The 13,521-nt window shown below is 39.6% G+C and carries 13 protein-coding genes and 1 pseudogene; 6 read left to right on the top strand and 8 right to left on the bottom strand.

The features are described 5' to 3' along the window. Nucleotides 1–107: 107 nt before the first annotated feature. From H5183_RS04655 to H5183_RS04640, 4 genes are all read right to left on the bottom strand, one after another. Entirely contained in the window at nucleotides 108–1,298 is a 1,191-nt protein-coding gene (locus H5183_RS04655) for an amino acid aminotransferase (RefSeq protein ID WP_149983417.1), read from the bottom strand. A gap of 79 nt (nucleotides 1,299–1,377) precedes the next feature. Continuing rightward, on the bottom strand, nucleotides 1,378–2,037 hold the full coding sequence (locus H5183_RS04650) for a histidine kinase (RefSeq protein ID WP_182731054.1): 660 nt from the start codon (nucleotides 2,035–2,037) through the stop codon (nucleotides 1,378–1,380). 53 nt (nucleotides 2,038–2,090) lie between these two features. Continuing rightward, nucleotides 2,091–3,749, bottom strand: coding sequence for a fused response regulator/phosphatase (locus H5183_RS04645; protein ID WP_182731053.1), 1,659 nt, complete (start codon nucleotides 3,747–3,749; stop codon nucleotides 2,091–2,093). Continuing rightward, nucleotides 3,749–4,054 (bottom strand): STAS domain-containing protein, encoded by a 306-nt coding sequence (locus H5183_RS04640; protein ID WP_145240332.1) that lies wholly within the window; start codon nucleotides 4,052–4,054, stop codon nucleotides 3,749–3,751. Before H5183_RS04640 ends, H5183_RS04645 begins: the two co-directional genes overlap by 1 nt. A 157-nt stretch (nucleotides 4,055–4,211) precedes the next feature. Here H5183_RS04640 and H5183_RS04635 point away from each other — a divergent pair, with 157 nt between their 5' ends. Together H5183_RS04635 and H5183_RS04630 are read left to right on the top strand one after the other, a co-directional pair. Then, nucleotides 4,212–4,541 (top strand): stress response translation initiation inhibitor YciH, encoded by a 330-nt coding sequence (locus tag H5183_RS04635; RefSeq protein WP_182731052.1) that lies wholly within the window; start codon nucleotides 4,212–4,214, stop codon nucleotides 4,539–4,541. Between the two features lie 116 nt (nucleotides 4,542–4,657). Continuing rightward, complete coding sequence (locus H5183_RS04630) at nucleotides 4,658–5,437, top strand: RES family NAD+ phosphorylase (RefSeq protein ID WP_182731051.1); 780 nt, start codon at nucleotides 4,658–4,660, stop codon at nucleotides 5,435–5,437. Nucleotides 5,438–5,753: 316 nt separating this feature from the next. Here the strand turns inward: H5183_RS04630 and H5183_RS04625 are convergent, their stop codons facing one another. Together H5183_RS04625 and H5183_RS21940 are read right to left on the bottom strand one after the other, a co-directional pair. Then, nucleotides 5,754–6,728, bottom strand: a complete 975-nt coding sequence (locus tag H5183_RS04625; RefSeq protein ID WP_182731050.1) for a transposase — start codon at nucleotides 6,726–6,728, stop codon at nucleotides 5,754–5,756. A 16-nt stretch (nucleotides 6,729–6,744) separates the two neighbouring features. Next, nucleotides 6,745–7,061, bottom strand: a pseudogene (locus tag H5183_RS21940) (hypothetical protein); the annotation flags it as partial. A gap of 914 nt (nucleotides 7,062–7,975) precedes the next feature. Between H5183_RS21940 and H5183_RS04620 the strand changes: the two are divergent. Both H5183_RS04620 and H5183_RS04615 read left to right on the top strand, forming a co-directional pair. Beyond that, nucleotides 7,976–8,440: a nuclear transport factor 2 family protein gene (locus H5183_RS04620; RefSeq protein ID WP_182731049.1), complete on the top strand. Its 465-nt coding sequence runs from the start codon at nucleotides 7,976–7,978 to the stop codon at nucleotides 8,438–8,440. A gap of 103 nt (nucleotides 8,441–8,543) precedes the next feature. After that, on the top strand, nucleotides 8,544–8,912 hold the full coding sequence (locus H5183_RS04615; protein ID WP_182731048.1) for a hypothetical protein: 369 nt from the start codon (nucleotides 8,544–8,546) through the stop codon (nucleotides 8,910–8,912). A 453-nt stretch (nucleotides 8,913–9,365) separates the two neighbouring features. Here H5183_RS04615 and ggt read toward each other — a convergent pair whose 3' ends face one another. Both ggt and H5183_RS04605 read right to left on the bottom strand, forming a co-directional pair. Then, nucleotides 9,366–11,036 (bottom strand): gamma-glutamyltransferase, encoded by a 1,671-nt coding sequence (gene ggt / locus H5183_RS04610; RefSeq protein ID WP_182731047.1) that lies wholly within the window; start codon nucleotides 11,034–11,036, stop codon nucleotides 9,366–9,368. A gap of 92 nt (nucleotides 11,037–11,128) precedes the next feature. Continuing rightward, on the bottom strand, nucleotides 11,129–11,665 hold the full coding sequence (locus tag H5183_RS04605; RefSeq protein ID WP_182731046.1) for a GNAT family N-acetyltransferase: 537 nt from the start codon (nucleotides 11,663–11,665) through the stop codon (nucleotides 11,129–11,131). 95 nt (nucleotides 11,666–11,760) lie between these two features. Between H5183_RS04605 and H5183_RS04600 the strand changes: the two genes are divergently transcribed. Together H5183_RS04600 and H5183_RS04595 are read left to right on the top strand one after the other, a co-directional pair. Further along, nucleotides 11,761–12,129: a hypothetical protein gene (locus H5183_RS04600; protein ID WP_182731045.1), complete on the top strand. Its 369-nt coding sequence runs from the start codon at nucleotides 11,761–11,763 to the stop codon at nucleotides 12,127–12,129. 239 nt (nucleotides 12,130–12,368) lie between these two features. After that, a complete protein-coding gene (locus H5183_RS04595; RefSeq protein WP_182731044.1) occupies nucleotides 12,369–13,514 on the top strand; it encodes a porin in 1,146 nt (381 codons plus the stop codon). Nucleotides 13,515–13,521: the final 7 nt, after the last annotated feature.

The following is a 13,521-nucleotide window of genomic DNA, read 5'->3' as shown; positions in this document are numbered from 1 at the left end:
GGTTCTAGGTTCTAGGTTCTAGGTTCTAGGTTCTAGGTTAAAAAATAAAACCGCACAACAATAAGTTAGTGCGGTTTTTTATTTCAATAAACGCTATTTAAATAAGATTATTTACAAACATCTGCAACAGCATTTGCAAAGTAATCGATATTAGCTTGACTGATACCCGCTACGTTAACGCGGCTTGAACCAACAATGTAGATACCGTATTCTTTTTGCAGGCGCTCAATTTGTTCTTTATTAATACCTAAGAAAGAAAACATACCGTGTTGACGGTCAATAAATGAGAAGTCTTGAGCAATCTCTTTTGCCGCTAGACTGTCTTTGATCAAAGTACGTAGGCCATTGATACGGTTACGCATTTCATCAAGTTCACTGTGCCATTGTTGTGTCAGTTCTGTACTGCTTAAAATGGTATTTACAATGTCAGCACCGTGCGCAGGTGGCATTGAATAAATGCTACGTACCACACTTAACATAACAGAGTTTGAAATGTCTGCTGTTGCACTGTCTTTAGCAATAATTGAACATGCACCAATACGCTCGCGGTATAAACCAAAGTTTTTCGAACATGAAGAACAAATGATTAACTCATCAACTGCATTGGCTAAAATACGTAAACCATTTGCATCTTCTTCAAGGCTTGAACCAAAACCTTGGTATGCAATATCAACCAGCGGTGTAAAGCCAACATCTTTTGCCAGTTCAGCAACCGTGTTCCACTGTGCTTCGTTTAAGTCCATACCACTTGGGTTATGACAACATGCGTGCAGTAATACCACATCACCTTTTGGCACTTGGGTAAGGGTTTCGATCATTTCATCAAATAATAAGTCTTTGTTTTCATAATCGTAGTACGGGTATTCTTTAACTGTTAGGCCAGCGGCTTCAAACAAGCTAATGTGGTTTGCCCAAGTAGGATTAGTAACCCATACTGTCGCACCTGGATTACAGCGAACTATAAATTCAGCTGCAACTCGCAGTGCACCTGTACCGCCAGGAGCTTGTGCTGTACGAACACGATTAGCTAATAACGCTTGGTGCTCACCTAATAATAGGTTTTCCATTTTTTGGCAGTAATCTAAGTTACCCGCCAAACCAATGTATGATTTGCTAGTTTCGTTTTCAAGACGAAACGCTTCAGCTTTTTTAACTGCTTTTAATACCGGCGTATTACCGAATTCGTCTTTATAAACACCAACCCCTAAGTCAATCTTATTTGGGTTAGTATCTTGCTTATAGGCCGCCATAAGGCCAAGAATAGGATCAGTGGGTAATGGTTTTAATACTGAGAACATTGACTATCTCTTTCATTATTTAGGGGTTAGCTGTTGCACTTAGCTTAACATAAAAGCTCACTAGATTGACTAGTGTTATTTACACTAAAAAGTGAGGAATTTTAATACAGCACGCAATTAATAGCGCTAATGTTTGCTGGTTGAAAAAATCGTTATTAAAGGCTTCGCCATCAACAATACCAACGCAGCGATTTGCACTGTCAAAAAGCGGTAAACAGGCTTCTGATTTTACTTTAGGGTCACAGGTATAATATTCACCACCCGCAGCCAAATACTGCTCAACGTTGTTGATCACTCGCCCTTTACTACTCAGTGCCACCTGCACATTATTACTACCAGCAGCAAATGCTTCAGTAAGCGGAAAAAGCGGTCGGCTTGGCGCGCCAAAGTAAGTCAGTTTAAGTAATTGCTGACCCTCAGGTGTTGCTGTACTTTGGTAAATGCCGTACCAATCAACCTTAGTTTGCGCTACAACGTAATCAACAATTAGTTGTAATTGAGCAAGCTTTTGCGTGGTGTGCTGATCTTGCGGTAAAAAATCAGTGAGTTTAAACGGCTCATCTTGTAAATAGCCAAATAAACTGCACGCCCCGCCTTCACCCAGTTCTGGTATTTGATATTGCCAGCGTACCTCAGGAAGCGACTGATTTGATAAATAGCTTTCGAGCTTAGTAAGCTCAGCAGAGACTAACTGAGCAGGCACATCTAACTGCGCAAGAGATAAATAAGAAGAAACCATTTAGCCATCCAAACATCTAAAAAACGAATCATAGCATGGCTAAACAACCACGACTAGCTTTGTTGCTGCGCTAATCGATAACACATTTCAATTTGATTACCCGATGAGTTATAAGTCACCTGCTCTGCTATTTCTTCTAATATAGATAGCCCACGACCGTGCTCGCGATTATTACTGTTAGCATTACTGTCGGTGTTTGCAAAACCATTGCCTGAATCGCAAATTGTAAAATAAAGGCTCAATGTATCAGGACAATAACGTATATCTACAATGATCAATGCATCAACGAGTTTGGCTAATGTTGCCTCTCGAAGTTGATAATACTCAATAAAACCATCCTCTTTATTTTTAATCGCTGAATCGAGCCCTAATACACCGTGATCAAGTGCATTATTATATGCCTCAGAGAGCAGTAAAAAAATATCAGAGCGGTGCTCTTTTAGCCCGCCAACTTGGGTGATCACTTCGACGATTTCAAGCACTGGATCGGTTTGTTTCATTTGCTGTGAATTAAGCGTTAAAGAAAAATTGAACGGTAATCGAGAGTAAGCGGCTTGCTCTTCAGCCGCAGCAGGAACCGCCATACAGTTAAAAAGCACTAAACTAAGGTCGTCCTGTTGTTTACTGCCATGAGCAAACTTAGTAACTTGATTGATCACATCTTTACAGCTGACTTGGGGCTTGCTTGCAAGTGCCTTTATAAAGCGTTGCTCTGAAAAAAATTCATCGTCTGCATTGGTAGTTTCTATAATACCGTCGGTGGCCAGTGCCAAACGCATACTGCTATCGACTTCAAAATGAATTAATTCACGCTCAAATTCATCGCCTTCTAAAATCCCTAAAGCCATGTGCTGTGACTCTAAGGTTTTTAATACGCTTCCTTGTTGATCAATTAAATAAGCGTCAGGCAAGCCACCAAGCCAAGCAGAAACACTTTTCCCGGAGCTACTTAACTCAATAATTGTCGCGGCACAAAACATATGCCCGGGCAATAATTGTACTAATACGGCATTAACTTCTGCGGCAATATCACTGACCGCCATGCCTTTATTAACCATAGTGTAAAACACTTTCGACGCCGGCAATGCCCCTACCGCTGCCGCTAAGCCATGGCCGGTAAAATCCCCCAGCATACAATACAAACTACCAATAGGACTTTGCCCAACCAAACACATATCACCATTAAACATAGAAGCCGGTGAAAGATGAAAATCAATGTTGTTGGTAAACTTATGTTGGTTTTCTAAGGCATTATTAAAAATATGCTCAACGATTTCGTGCTCGCGCTCGGTTTGATTGTAATGATATTCTAATAATTTATTTTGTTCGTGGGTTTTTAAACTCAGCTTGCGGGTGCGGCTATGAGCTTTTATTTTCGCGGTTAAAATTACTTTATCAAACGGTTTATGAATAAAGTCATCACCACCGACCTCTAAACAACGTTCAAAACTGTTTTGATCTTCCAAAGAGGTTATAAAAATAATTGGTAGGTGAACATCGTTGTATAACTGCTTAATTTTTGTCGCTGTTTCATAGCCATCCATTACTGGCATTATTACATCGAGTAGAACAATATCAATGCTTTGCTGTGCTAATATTGCTAATGCTTCAACACCGTTAGCGGCAGTCGATACCTCGTAATTTTGTTGCACCAGCATTACTTTCAAAAGCGTACAATTAAGTGGCTGATCATCAACAACGAGAATATGCATTAATCAATATCAAACTTTTTATCAAAACGTGATATTTGCAGGATTTTTTTCAGTTGCGGCTGACAATTACTGATTTGAATTGCATCAACTGAGGTACCCAAGGTCTTTTTCATATTCAGTAACATACCAAGGGCGGAGCTATCCATGTAATCTGTTTCTCGCAAGTCAATTACGACCTTAGCGGTTTTTTCATTGATATCGGAATACGACTGTCGAAATGACTGCACTAAATTAAAGTCGAACTTCCCTTTAATTTGAATAGTCAGTGTAGCACCATCTGCTGATGCACTCTTACTTAGACCCATTAGTTAACTCCTGCTCAGATTATCCATTCTTAATTAGTATTAAATATAACTTGTTAATGATAAATCACCAAAAATAAAACACCCTATGCACAAATTTGTTTTAGATTTGATATTATCTAGGCCATTGTTTATTTAACTTTTTAAATGCAGGTTAAGCATGAGTGATAGTAATCTCGTTTATTCAACCGAAACAGGCCGTATCAGCCAACCAAAACCAAGCACAGCAGTGGCTAGTAAAGTATTTAAAGACGGCGCCCTGCGCATCGAACGCCAAACCAAAGGCCGTAAAGGTAAAGGTGTTATGTTGGTAACTGGTATTGACAGCGAGCAACACGATTTAAAAAAACTCGCCAAAACCATTAAAAGTAAAATGGGCCAAGGCGGCGCGGTAAAAGACGGCATCATTGAAGTACAAGGCGACGACCGCGAAAAACTCAAAGCCATCCTCGAAGCACTCAAATTCAAAGTGAAAATTGCCGGAGGGTGAGCCGCTGGGTTTATAGTATTAAATAATTTACGCTGTTCTAAAAGCGACCTTAGACAGATTGTAAACTCACTTCTGTTCTTCGATACTTTTTAACTATTCTACTTTTTGGAGCCGTAATGGAAAATTTTACTGAAAGATTCAACATTTTTTGTAAAGAAGTATGTGAGGAAAATAGGTTTTTTTATTCGCAAGAAAGCAATTGCTTCTTAAATGATTTTTATGAAGCTCTAACCGCAGATTCGAAGAAATTTGTCCAGAATATTCCAAGTGGTTCTACCTTCTATCGTGCACGCTCGCATGTTTATTCAAGTATTGATAATGCCTATAAAGAAGAACCTTTTAACTGTGATGAAATGAAACCCGTACCTAATATAAGATCTTCTGGAAGGCTAAATGCATACAACGTAAATGCTCTTTATTTAGCTTCCGACAAAGGTACTGCGATTTCTGAAGTCAGAGCGAATGCAGAAGCGCCCATTAGCGTTGCTCAGTTCAAAACTAATAAAGAACTAAAAATAGCTAGATTTGACTATATTTCTGACGTTGATGATTGGTACAGCTTATACTTCCCTAAGTTTACTTACTTCTTAGCCCATCGATTTTCACTGCCCCTTGATGCACCTGAGCATCAAGCAAGAGAGTATATTCCGACTCAAATTATTTCTGAGTTTCTAAAAAGTAAAGGTATCGATGGGATAGAGTACCCTTCTCAATTCATTTCATCTGATAAAGAGCATATTGAAGGTAAATCCGCTGATGAACTATTGAAAACGGAACAGCAATTTAATCTCTGCCTTTTTGATATTACAACTGCAGATTGTATTCCTGAAAGTATAGAAGTACTGCAACTTAGTAAACGTATTAATATTATCTCTAAATTTAAGGGCTCTAATTAAATTAATTGATTGCATTTGGTTAGCACTATCGCTCCAGTGCTTTATTTACAGACGAGATATTATGATGAAAAACAAAATTGAGAAAAACAAAATTGAGAAAAACAAAATAACAAAATTGACACCCATTATAAATAAATGCTGAAGTCATCAAACTTAACCGTGCAAAAAACTGCCTGCCCGCAATTACTCTTCGAGGAAATGTTGTTTGTAATAAATAACGTGACTAATGTCCGCTGAATACTGAATGTTAGACATAGAAAGGCTGCAAATTCGCAGTTTTTGAATTGCTTTAGATGGTTTACTATATCGCTCTATTTTATGCTAATAGCTTTTCACAATTTCTCACGTTTGCTCGCCGCTTTCTATTTAAATGTTCACAGTATCCTTTCTGCGATGTTGGCCTCCCGACTGCGCCATGAAACACCCGTGTAAAGTGGCTCGTGAGTTTTAACCAATTATCTGCTGAGATATGTATCCGCTCCAATAACCGTGAATGAGTATTATCTATATAACCGCGCTTATCTTCTCGTATACAACGACCTGTTAACTCTACAAGTTCTAAATAAGATTTTAACTCAAATGGTAAGCCCTTTGGCATGTGCTGCCTTGGCATACCTGCAAAGCGTAGTAATTGTATTGGTTGTTTACCGTCGGTTGCACTTTCAATCCGTTTTTGTACGCTCGTGTAATCCGATGTTTCTGGTGTGTGAGCTACCTTCGCTCTGATTGGGTTTAAATCAACATACGCCATACATGCAGCCAATGCGGCTTCATCTAACAGTGCTTGTGATTTGAAACGGCCTTCCCAAAATCGCCCTGTACATCCATCTTCTTTATTCGCCCTGCGAGCTATATCTTCATTTAATAATCGCATAAACCAGCTAATACTTGATAAACGCTCACGGTACTCATCGACGGTCTCATTTAAAAAGAAGCATTCTGCTTTCGTTAGCTTGTCCCCTTGAACATATTTATTTGTCAGCATGGTGCCTTTACATAATTTATGCCAACGGATAATAATGGCTTTATCGTTCAGTCGTTTCGCTTTTTTATCATCAACATACAACACTAAATGCGTATGATTACTCATCACTGTATATGCGCAAACATCAATACAAAACACGTTAGAAAGAGCCAATAGCTTCTCTTCAACCCAACACCTGCGATGCTCATATGATTGGCCAGTAAAACGATCTTCGCCACATAGATATGCTCGACGTACGCACCTAGAAATACAATGATAGTACTTTGTATCAGCCAAACTTATCTGACGCTTTCTCGCAATAGCCATGTGGCAACCTGCTCATTTATTGTGCTAATAATAAAATTAGTACGTAACTGATACATTGCAAATCATAAGATGGGTGTCTTCTTAGCACCCGCTCTAAATAGTCATTGCCTAGCGCAATGTTAATTCCTTTTGTTTTTGAGCTTCTACAAGGACCTTCGCTTCCAAGCGCCTACTTTTGGTATGGTGATACCGCATGCTATGGCCAGTCGCTCACTGCCCCCCCCAATTTCATTAAACTGCGTACTTTAGTGCATGCTATTCCTTTTATAAAGAGCGCCATTGCCGCCAGTAGCACATTCTTATCCTACGGCGGATACAATGATCTAAATCCATCGTTAGCTAATTAAAATGAAGGTCAAAATAGACAGCCCAATGGCGCGAAGACAGCTTTTTCTTGAAGGAATGGTAAAAGACTCGGTTGTATTGAGCCTGCTTTCCTTATGGTAAAAAGCGGAATATTACAGTTAACAAAGGCATGAATAAATTGACCTTACGCGGTCAAACGAAAGTGAATGCCTCACTTCATTCTGTGGCAACTGTATTGCTTAGTTCATAATATAGAAAAGCAGCAAAACACGATGCATTAATAAAAGTAAGCCCTTATCACCTCAAATAAGCCACTCAAACACCTTTGATACCTTCCAAAACGCCAATTAAAGCAACAGCAAATCCTCTTTTTATATTTTACGTAAAATCGAAGTAACTAATTGAATCAAAATAGGAACTCGGCTATGGTTAATGCATCAATAAAAATAAATTAAAAACGGGTTATTCTACAGGCTCGTTAGGGTTACTTGGAGATTTGGTGGAAAATTTAAAGGCGAAGCTCATCGAATTAGAAGAGCATTTATTTAAGGCTGAGACCAGAGCTTCATACGGCGAATTGGATGAACTAATTGCGGATGAGTTCACTGAAATTGGTGGCTCTGGAGTTCGATTTGGAAAAAAGAAGCTCTGGAGCGTCTGCCATCAGAATTGCCACCTAAGATCAGTGCATCTGAATATGAATTGAGACATTTAGCGCCAAATTGTGCCCAGTTACTTTATAAAGCTGTAATGGTAAAAGGTGGTGAAACAACCGCTATTTACTCATTACGATGTTCAATATGGTCTCTGATAAATGGGAGGTGGCAAATGATCTTCCATCAGGGCACCTTATGCAAAGCATTTTAGTAGTAACCCTAAAAATTAATATGCGGTTCTTTGGGTCCGCATCATTTAACAGTTAAGCAAACAAGGATAGTCCAATGAAATTTTTAATATCGTTAATTACCTTAATTATTTTCTCACTATCTGCTCTTGCAGATGAGACACTGTCTGAAAGTGTATTAAAACAAAAGGCTGAAGCATTCATACAAGCAAAAAATGCGAGGCAACAGCCAAACACTACCGTCGAAGACATAGATCATTTCATTTCATTTTTGGCTGATGAATTTATTGATGAACATCTGAAATTTAATGTCACTATCTCGAGTAAGGAAGAGCTTCGACAAGGGATGATTGCGAAGATGAAAGACAAAGTAACATTCAGTGAAATTAAAATTGACCAGATGATGATTGGAAGCAATGTGGTATTCGTCAAATATACGGAACACGCTAAAGTCAAACCAAGCCACATGGATAAGGTCATTGAGTATACAAGTACTAATATAATGTCTCTAGAGTTTGATGATAATGGTCTTATCAAACATATTCGTAGACATCATGCGTAAGTGTTTGCCTAATAAGTTAAATCATCGAAAAAACCACTCGCTGGCTGCGCCAAAACGCTAGCGTTTTCCGCTGTTTAAAGCGTTAGCTGTACAAGGAGTTACATTGAGCATTTTTAAACAATCAAGCCTATTTACATCGTTTCTAATAGTTTTCGGTTTTGCCTTTCGTTACTACGCGGTCTATAAATCGGATGTTGATATTAATATTTTAGGTGTAGCATTAAGCGTTATAGTTGCTGGTTTAATTGGCGGTGTAGGTTTTTATTTTGGTCAGCTTAAAATACAAGAAACATTACCCGTAAAATACTTAGCATTTTCTGCGTTATTTGTTTTCTTTATGTCACATAATTTAAGTAATTTACTCGGTTTATACCAATTATCATGGTTTGCATATTTAGCAGTTGTTTGTTCTTTGGCTTTTGTAATGGCACTACGTGTACCTAAAATACTTAACAAAGAAAAGTACAACTAATCGGGTAGCCGGAGGTCTCTAACCTCCAGCCCTCACACCACCCATCATGCGCTTTTCATTAGCAAAAAGTGCAATGGGCGGTTCATCTCCCGTTATCAATATTGATCCAAATATCTTTCAATGACACTAAACCTTGTGAAGCTAAATAGTTATTGCTCAGCGCAATGTTAATTCCTTTTGTTTTTGAGCTTCGACAAGGGTCTTCGCTTCCAAACGCCTACTTTTGGTGCTGGTGATACCACATGCTACGGCGAGTCGTTCGTTTACACCCAATTTCATTAAACTGCGTACTGCGCGAGGTAAACTCGCGCCTACGAGTCACTCCCCTAACACCTAGTTACCTAGCTCCTAAAACCTTTTTGTAATTGGGCTTCGTTACCCTCACCCCAACTACAATCGCTTGATTTATCACCAAGCAATCTTACAACTTATGACTTACCGCTAAAGCTGCAATCAAAACACCATCGCCTTACCGCGCCCTGACGCTTCTGAGCCGGCATCTAGTTTGCCATCACGTTCGATGATCACATGCATATCACCAAAATGGCGCTCGTCTAAGGTGTAGCCCATTTTCTCTAGTGCTTTAACAACGCTTGCATCTAACCCTGCATGATGACGTATGACATTTTTAGGCCAAAGTTGATGATGAAAACGCGGGCTATTTACCACTTCATCGGCGCTCATATTAAATTCAACCGCGTTTAAAATAGATTCGTACACCGAGCTTATTATGGTGGTGCCGCCAGGTGAGCCGGTAACCATTTTAACTTTATTGCCTTTGAGTAAGATAGTTGGCGTCATTGAACTAAGCATACGCTTATGCGGCTGGATTTCATTGGCTTTACCACCGAGCGCGCCAAATACATTCATCACCCCTGGTTTGGCACTAAAGTCATCCATTTCATCGTTAAGCAAAAAGCCCGCGCCAGTAACGACTACACCACTGCCATAACCTAAATTAATGGTGGTGGTATTCGATACTGCATTACCCCATTTATCAACTATAGAAAAATGCGTGGTTTGTTCGCTTTCATATAACCCTGGTTTAATGTTTTCAGTCGTCGATATTTTATCGAGTGTGATGCTGCTACTGCGCTTTTTAAGATAATCCATGGCGATTAATTCGCTCTTTGGCACGTCAAAAAAGTCTGGATCACCTAAGTACTCTGCTCTATCAGCAAATACGCGTTTGCCAATTTCTGCTAATAAATGAATATATGCTGTGGAGTTGTGCTCAAGCCCTGCTTTGGGTTTAGTCAGCTCGTACATTTTTAACCATTGTATTATTGCAATACCGCCGGAGCTTGGTGGTGGTGATGTGAGTACTTGGTAACCGTTCCAAGCGGCTTTCATCGGGGTACGTGATTTTGCTTGATAGGCTTTTAAATCCGCTTGCGTAATGATCCCGCCATGTTCAGCCATAAAATCGGCAATGATTTTAGCAGTTTCTCCTTCATAAAATCCTGCCTTACCTTGCTCGCGAATACGTTTTAACGTGGCTGCAAGCTCAGGTTGCTTAAAGTTTTGCTTCGCTTTAGCGCTGGCAAAATAATCAGCAAAGTTAATTGTTACGTCTTTTTTAGCCATGCGGGCAATGTAGCGCTCAATACTGCTGGCTAATTTCGGGTGAACAATAAAACCCTGCTCGGCTAACTTTACTGCAGGCTCAACAAGGGTTTTCCAATCAAGTGTGCCGTGTTTTTGATGAGCAAGCCACATACCAGCCACACTACCGGGTACCCCACTGGCGTGAATGCCGTATATCGATTTATTTGCAACCACATTACCTTTGTCATCCAAATACATATCGCGATAGGCGGCAATTGGAGCTGTTTCGCGGTAATCTATAAAGTCGCCTTGCCCGTCTTTTTGGATCAGCATAAAACCACCACCGCCAATGTTTCCCGCTTCAGGCAAAGTTACGGCTAATACAAACTGCGCAGCAATGGCTGCATCAACCGCGTTACCGCCCTGCTCCAAAATGGCTTTTGCTACGTCACTACTGTAACTATCGGGCATAGCCACTGCTGCTTGGGCTGTTTTGCCACTAGCTGCCAATGCAGTTATATGTAACTGCATTACAATGACACTAAAAATCAGTAAATGTTTTACACCTGCAAACATATTTAATTCCTTGTTGATTTTATTTTTTGATTATTTTATTAACCCCATTAATACACATTCAGTTAACAAGGGTCAAACTACAATAAACAGCTTTACACAAATTTTCGATATAACACGGCTGGTAACTCGCCGAACTCGTCGCTATGGGTATAGTGTTCAATAAACTGCAGACCCAGCTTTTCCATCACTTTAATCGAGCCGTTATTGTCTTTTAGTGCAGTGGCGCTAAGTGCCTTGATCTCAACATTGGCGGTGATCACATCGGCAACGGCTTGCGCGGCTTCACTGGCGTAACCTTTACCCCAACTTGTGCGTTTAAAACGCCAGCCAATTTCAATATCACTAAAATCAGGCTCTGCAGTAAAAAACCCCATTGGCCGAATTAATATCCAACCAATAAAGCTGTCATTATCATTAAGGTTAACTTGCCAAAGCCCCCAGCCCTTTTGTGGATTACGGTAGGCTTGCATGCGCGGAATAAAAACGTCTTTGATGGTGCTCATGGTCGTCGTCTTGCCACGAGTAAGGTACTCCATAACTTGTGGGTCGTTATCGAGTTCAAACAGTAGCGCACTGTCATTTTCATCCATTAATTTAAAATTAAGTCGTGCTGTTCGAGGTATATTCATTTTCTAGCCTGTATATTGCTTGTTTTAAGATTGCCATCAATACTGTACCAGAGGAAATATTCCTCGGGACATCATTATTATACAAAGGAACAAATATGAACAAATTAGCAAGTTTAGTTTTATTAGGCTGTGTAGCACTAACCGGTTGTGAAGATGCCAGCGAAGCAAAAAAAGATGCCGCAGAAGCTAAAACTGAGGTTAAAAAAGCACTTAATGATGCATGGGATGACGTAAAAGAAACCAGCAATCAATTTAAAGGTGATTCACTTGATGAGCTACTACAAGAAAGTAAAAAGCTTGGCCTTGATATGTATGATGATGGCAAAGAAGTTGCCCTTGATGCCTGGATTGAAAGTAAAGAAGCAGCAGGCGAGTTAACTGAAAAAACCAAGCAAAAAGCCCAACAGCTCGTTGACGAATTACAAGCTGCACGTGAAGAACATAACAAAGAAAGTAATAACTAAGCCCTGCACTTCAAACAGCTATTTTATTTAATTAGGCTGCCCTTAAGGCAGCCTACATTCGCAGTATAATTAAAGCAGTTCGGCTGATCGTACGAGTTGTTTTAAAGTTCCCCACCACACTCCCTCCATTTTTAAACTACATATATAAAATCATAAAGATACCGTTAAATTATCGATAATTCACATATTTACTCCTATACTCCAGCTGAAATCAACATACTAAAAACTTAGGATACACAATGAAAAAACTTCCTCTCGCAATTGCCTTATGTGCTGTATGCGCATCTGCAAGTTCATTTGCAGAAGTGCGTATTAATGGTTTTGCCTCTATTGTTGGTGGCAAAACATTGGATGATGACACAACTCGATACGGGTACGACAACGACATTTCATTTAAAAATGAAAGCGTTTTTGCTTTACAATTATCGGCTGATTTACAAGATAAGCTCAGTGCAACTGCACAAATTGTAGCCCGCGGTGAGAATGATTTTGATGCCGAATTTGAATGGGCTTATTTAACATACGAATTTACCGATGAGCTGCAACTCAGTGCGGGTAAAATGCGTGTGCCTTTTTATCGCTACTCTGACTTCTTAGATGTTGGCTATGCTTATCGCTGGGTAAGACCACCACAGTCTGTTTATAGCATTCCATTTTCTACCTATGAAGGCTTGAGCCTACTGCACACTTCACAAATAGGAGATTGGGATTCAACCTTACAAGTTATTTATGGTGGCTTTGATGGTGACATTGCAGCAGTTACAAACAATGATGAAGCCAAACTAAACGACATCGCAGGAGTGAACTGGACTCTATCGTATGATTGGTTTAGTGTACGTGCCGCTTACTTAGTTGCTGAAACCTCTATTGATTTAAGCAATGGTGAAGCTGGCGGACAAGCTATTAATGGCCTTGAACAATTACTGCGCGACAACGGCCTAATAACTCAAGCTGATGATATTGCTATAAATGAAGATGACGGTACATTTATTGGTGTGGGTTTTTCGATTGACTATAACAACATATTATTTGATGCCGAATATACACAGTTTGAAGTTGAAAAAAGTATCTTAGCAAAACAATCACAATATTATGCGTCGATTGGTTATCGTATGGATGAGTGGATCGTTCATTTTACTTATGAAGATAATGACGACAAACATGACAAATCGCGCTTTGATCAAGTAACCCAAGTGCCTCCTCTCAATAATGGGATTAATCAGGCACTCAATGGTGTTCGTGCACAAAGTAATGTATACACTATCGGAACTCGTTACGACTTTCACCCGTCTGCGGCACTAAAAGTTGATTTTAGCCGTTTTAATGATGATATCTCAGATACTGAAACGGATGTTATTGCCGTTGCTGTTGATTTGGTTTTTTAAGGGGATG

The sequence above is a fragment of the Pseudoalteromonas sp. SR44-8 genome, assembly GCF_014163635.1.
Lineage (GTDB): Bacteria > Pseudomonadota > Gammaproteobacteria > Enterobacterales > Alteromonadaceae > Pseudoalteromonas > Pseudoalteromonas rhizosphaerae.
This window is presented reverse-complemented; position numbering and strand designations above follow the sequence as displayed.

Coding starts and splice junctions, on each gene's coding strand:
- H5183_RS04655 (WP_149983417.1), bottom strand. CDS start 1,298: ATGTTCTCAGTATTAAAACCATTACCCACTGATCCTATTCTTGGCCTT.
- H5183_RS04650 (WP_182731054.1), bottom strand. CDS start 2,037: ATGGTTTCTTCTTATTTATCTCTTGCGCAGTTAGATGTGCCTGCTCAG.
- H5183_RS04645 (WP_182731053.1), bottom strand. CDS start 3,749: ATGCATATTCTCGTTGTTGATGATCAGCCACTTAATTGTACGCTTTTG.
- H5183_RS04640 (WP_145240332.1), bottom strand. CDS start 4,054: ATGGGTCTAAGTAAGAGTGCATCAGCAGATGGTGCTACACTGACTATT.
- H5183_RS04635 (WP_182731052.1), top strand. CDS start 4,212: ATGAGTGATAGTAATCTCGTTTATTCAACCGAAACAGGCCGTATCAGC.
- H5183_RS04630 (WP_182731051.1), top strand. CDS start 4,658: ATGGAAAATTTTACTGAAAGATTCAACATTTTTTGTAAAGAAGTATGT.
- H5183_RS04625 (WP_182731050.1), bottom strand. CDS start 6,728: ATGGCTATTGCGAGAAAGCGTCAGATAAGTTTGGCTGATACAAAGTAC.
- H5183_RS04620 (WP_182731049.1), top strand. CDS start 7,976: ATGAAATTTTTAATATCGTTAATTACCTTAATTATTTTCTCACTATCT.
- ggt (WP_182731047.1), bottom strand. CDS start 11,036: ATGTTTGCAGGTGTAAAACATTTACTGATTTTTAGTGTCATTGTAATG.
- H5183_RS04605 (WP_182731046.1), bottom strand. CDS start 11,665: ATGAATATACCTCGAACAGCACGACTTAATTTTAAATTAATGGATGAA.
- H5183_RS04600 (WP_182731045.1), top strand. CDS start 11,761: ATGAACAAATTAGCAAGTTTAGTTTTATTAGGCTGTGTAGCACTAACC.
- H5183_RS04595 (WP_182731044.1), top strand. CDS start 12,369: ATGAAAAAACTTCCTCTCGCAATTGCCTTATGTGCTGTATGCGCATCT.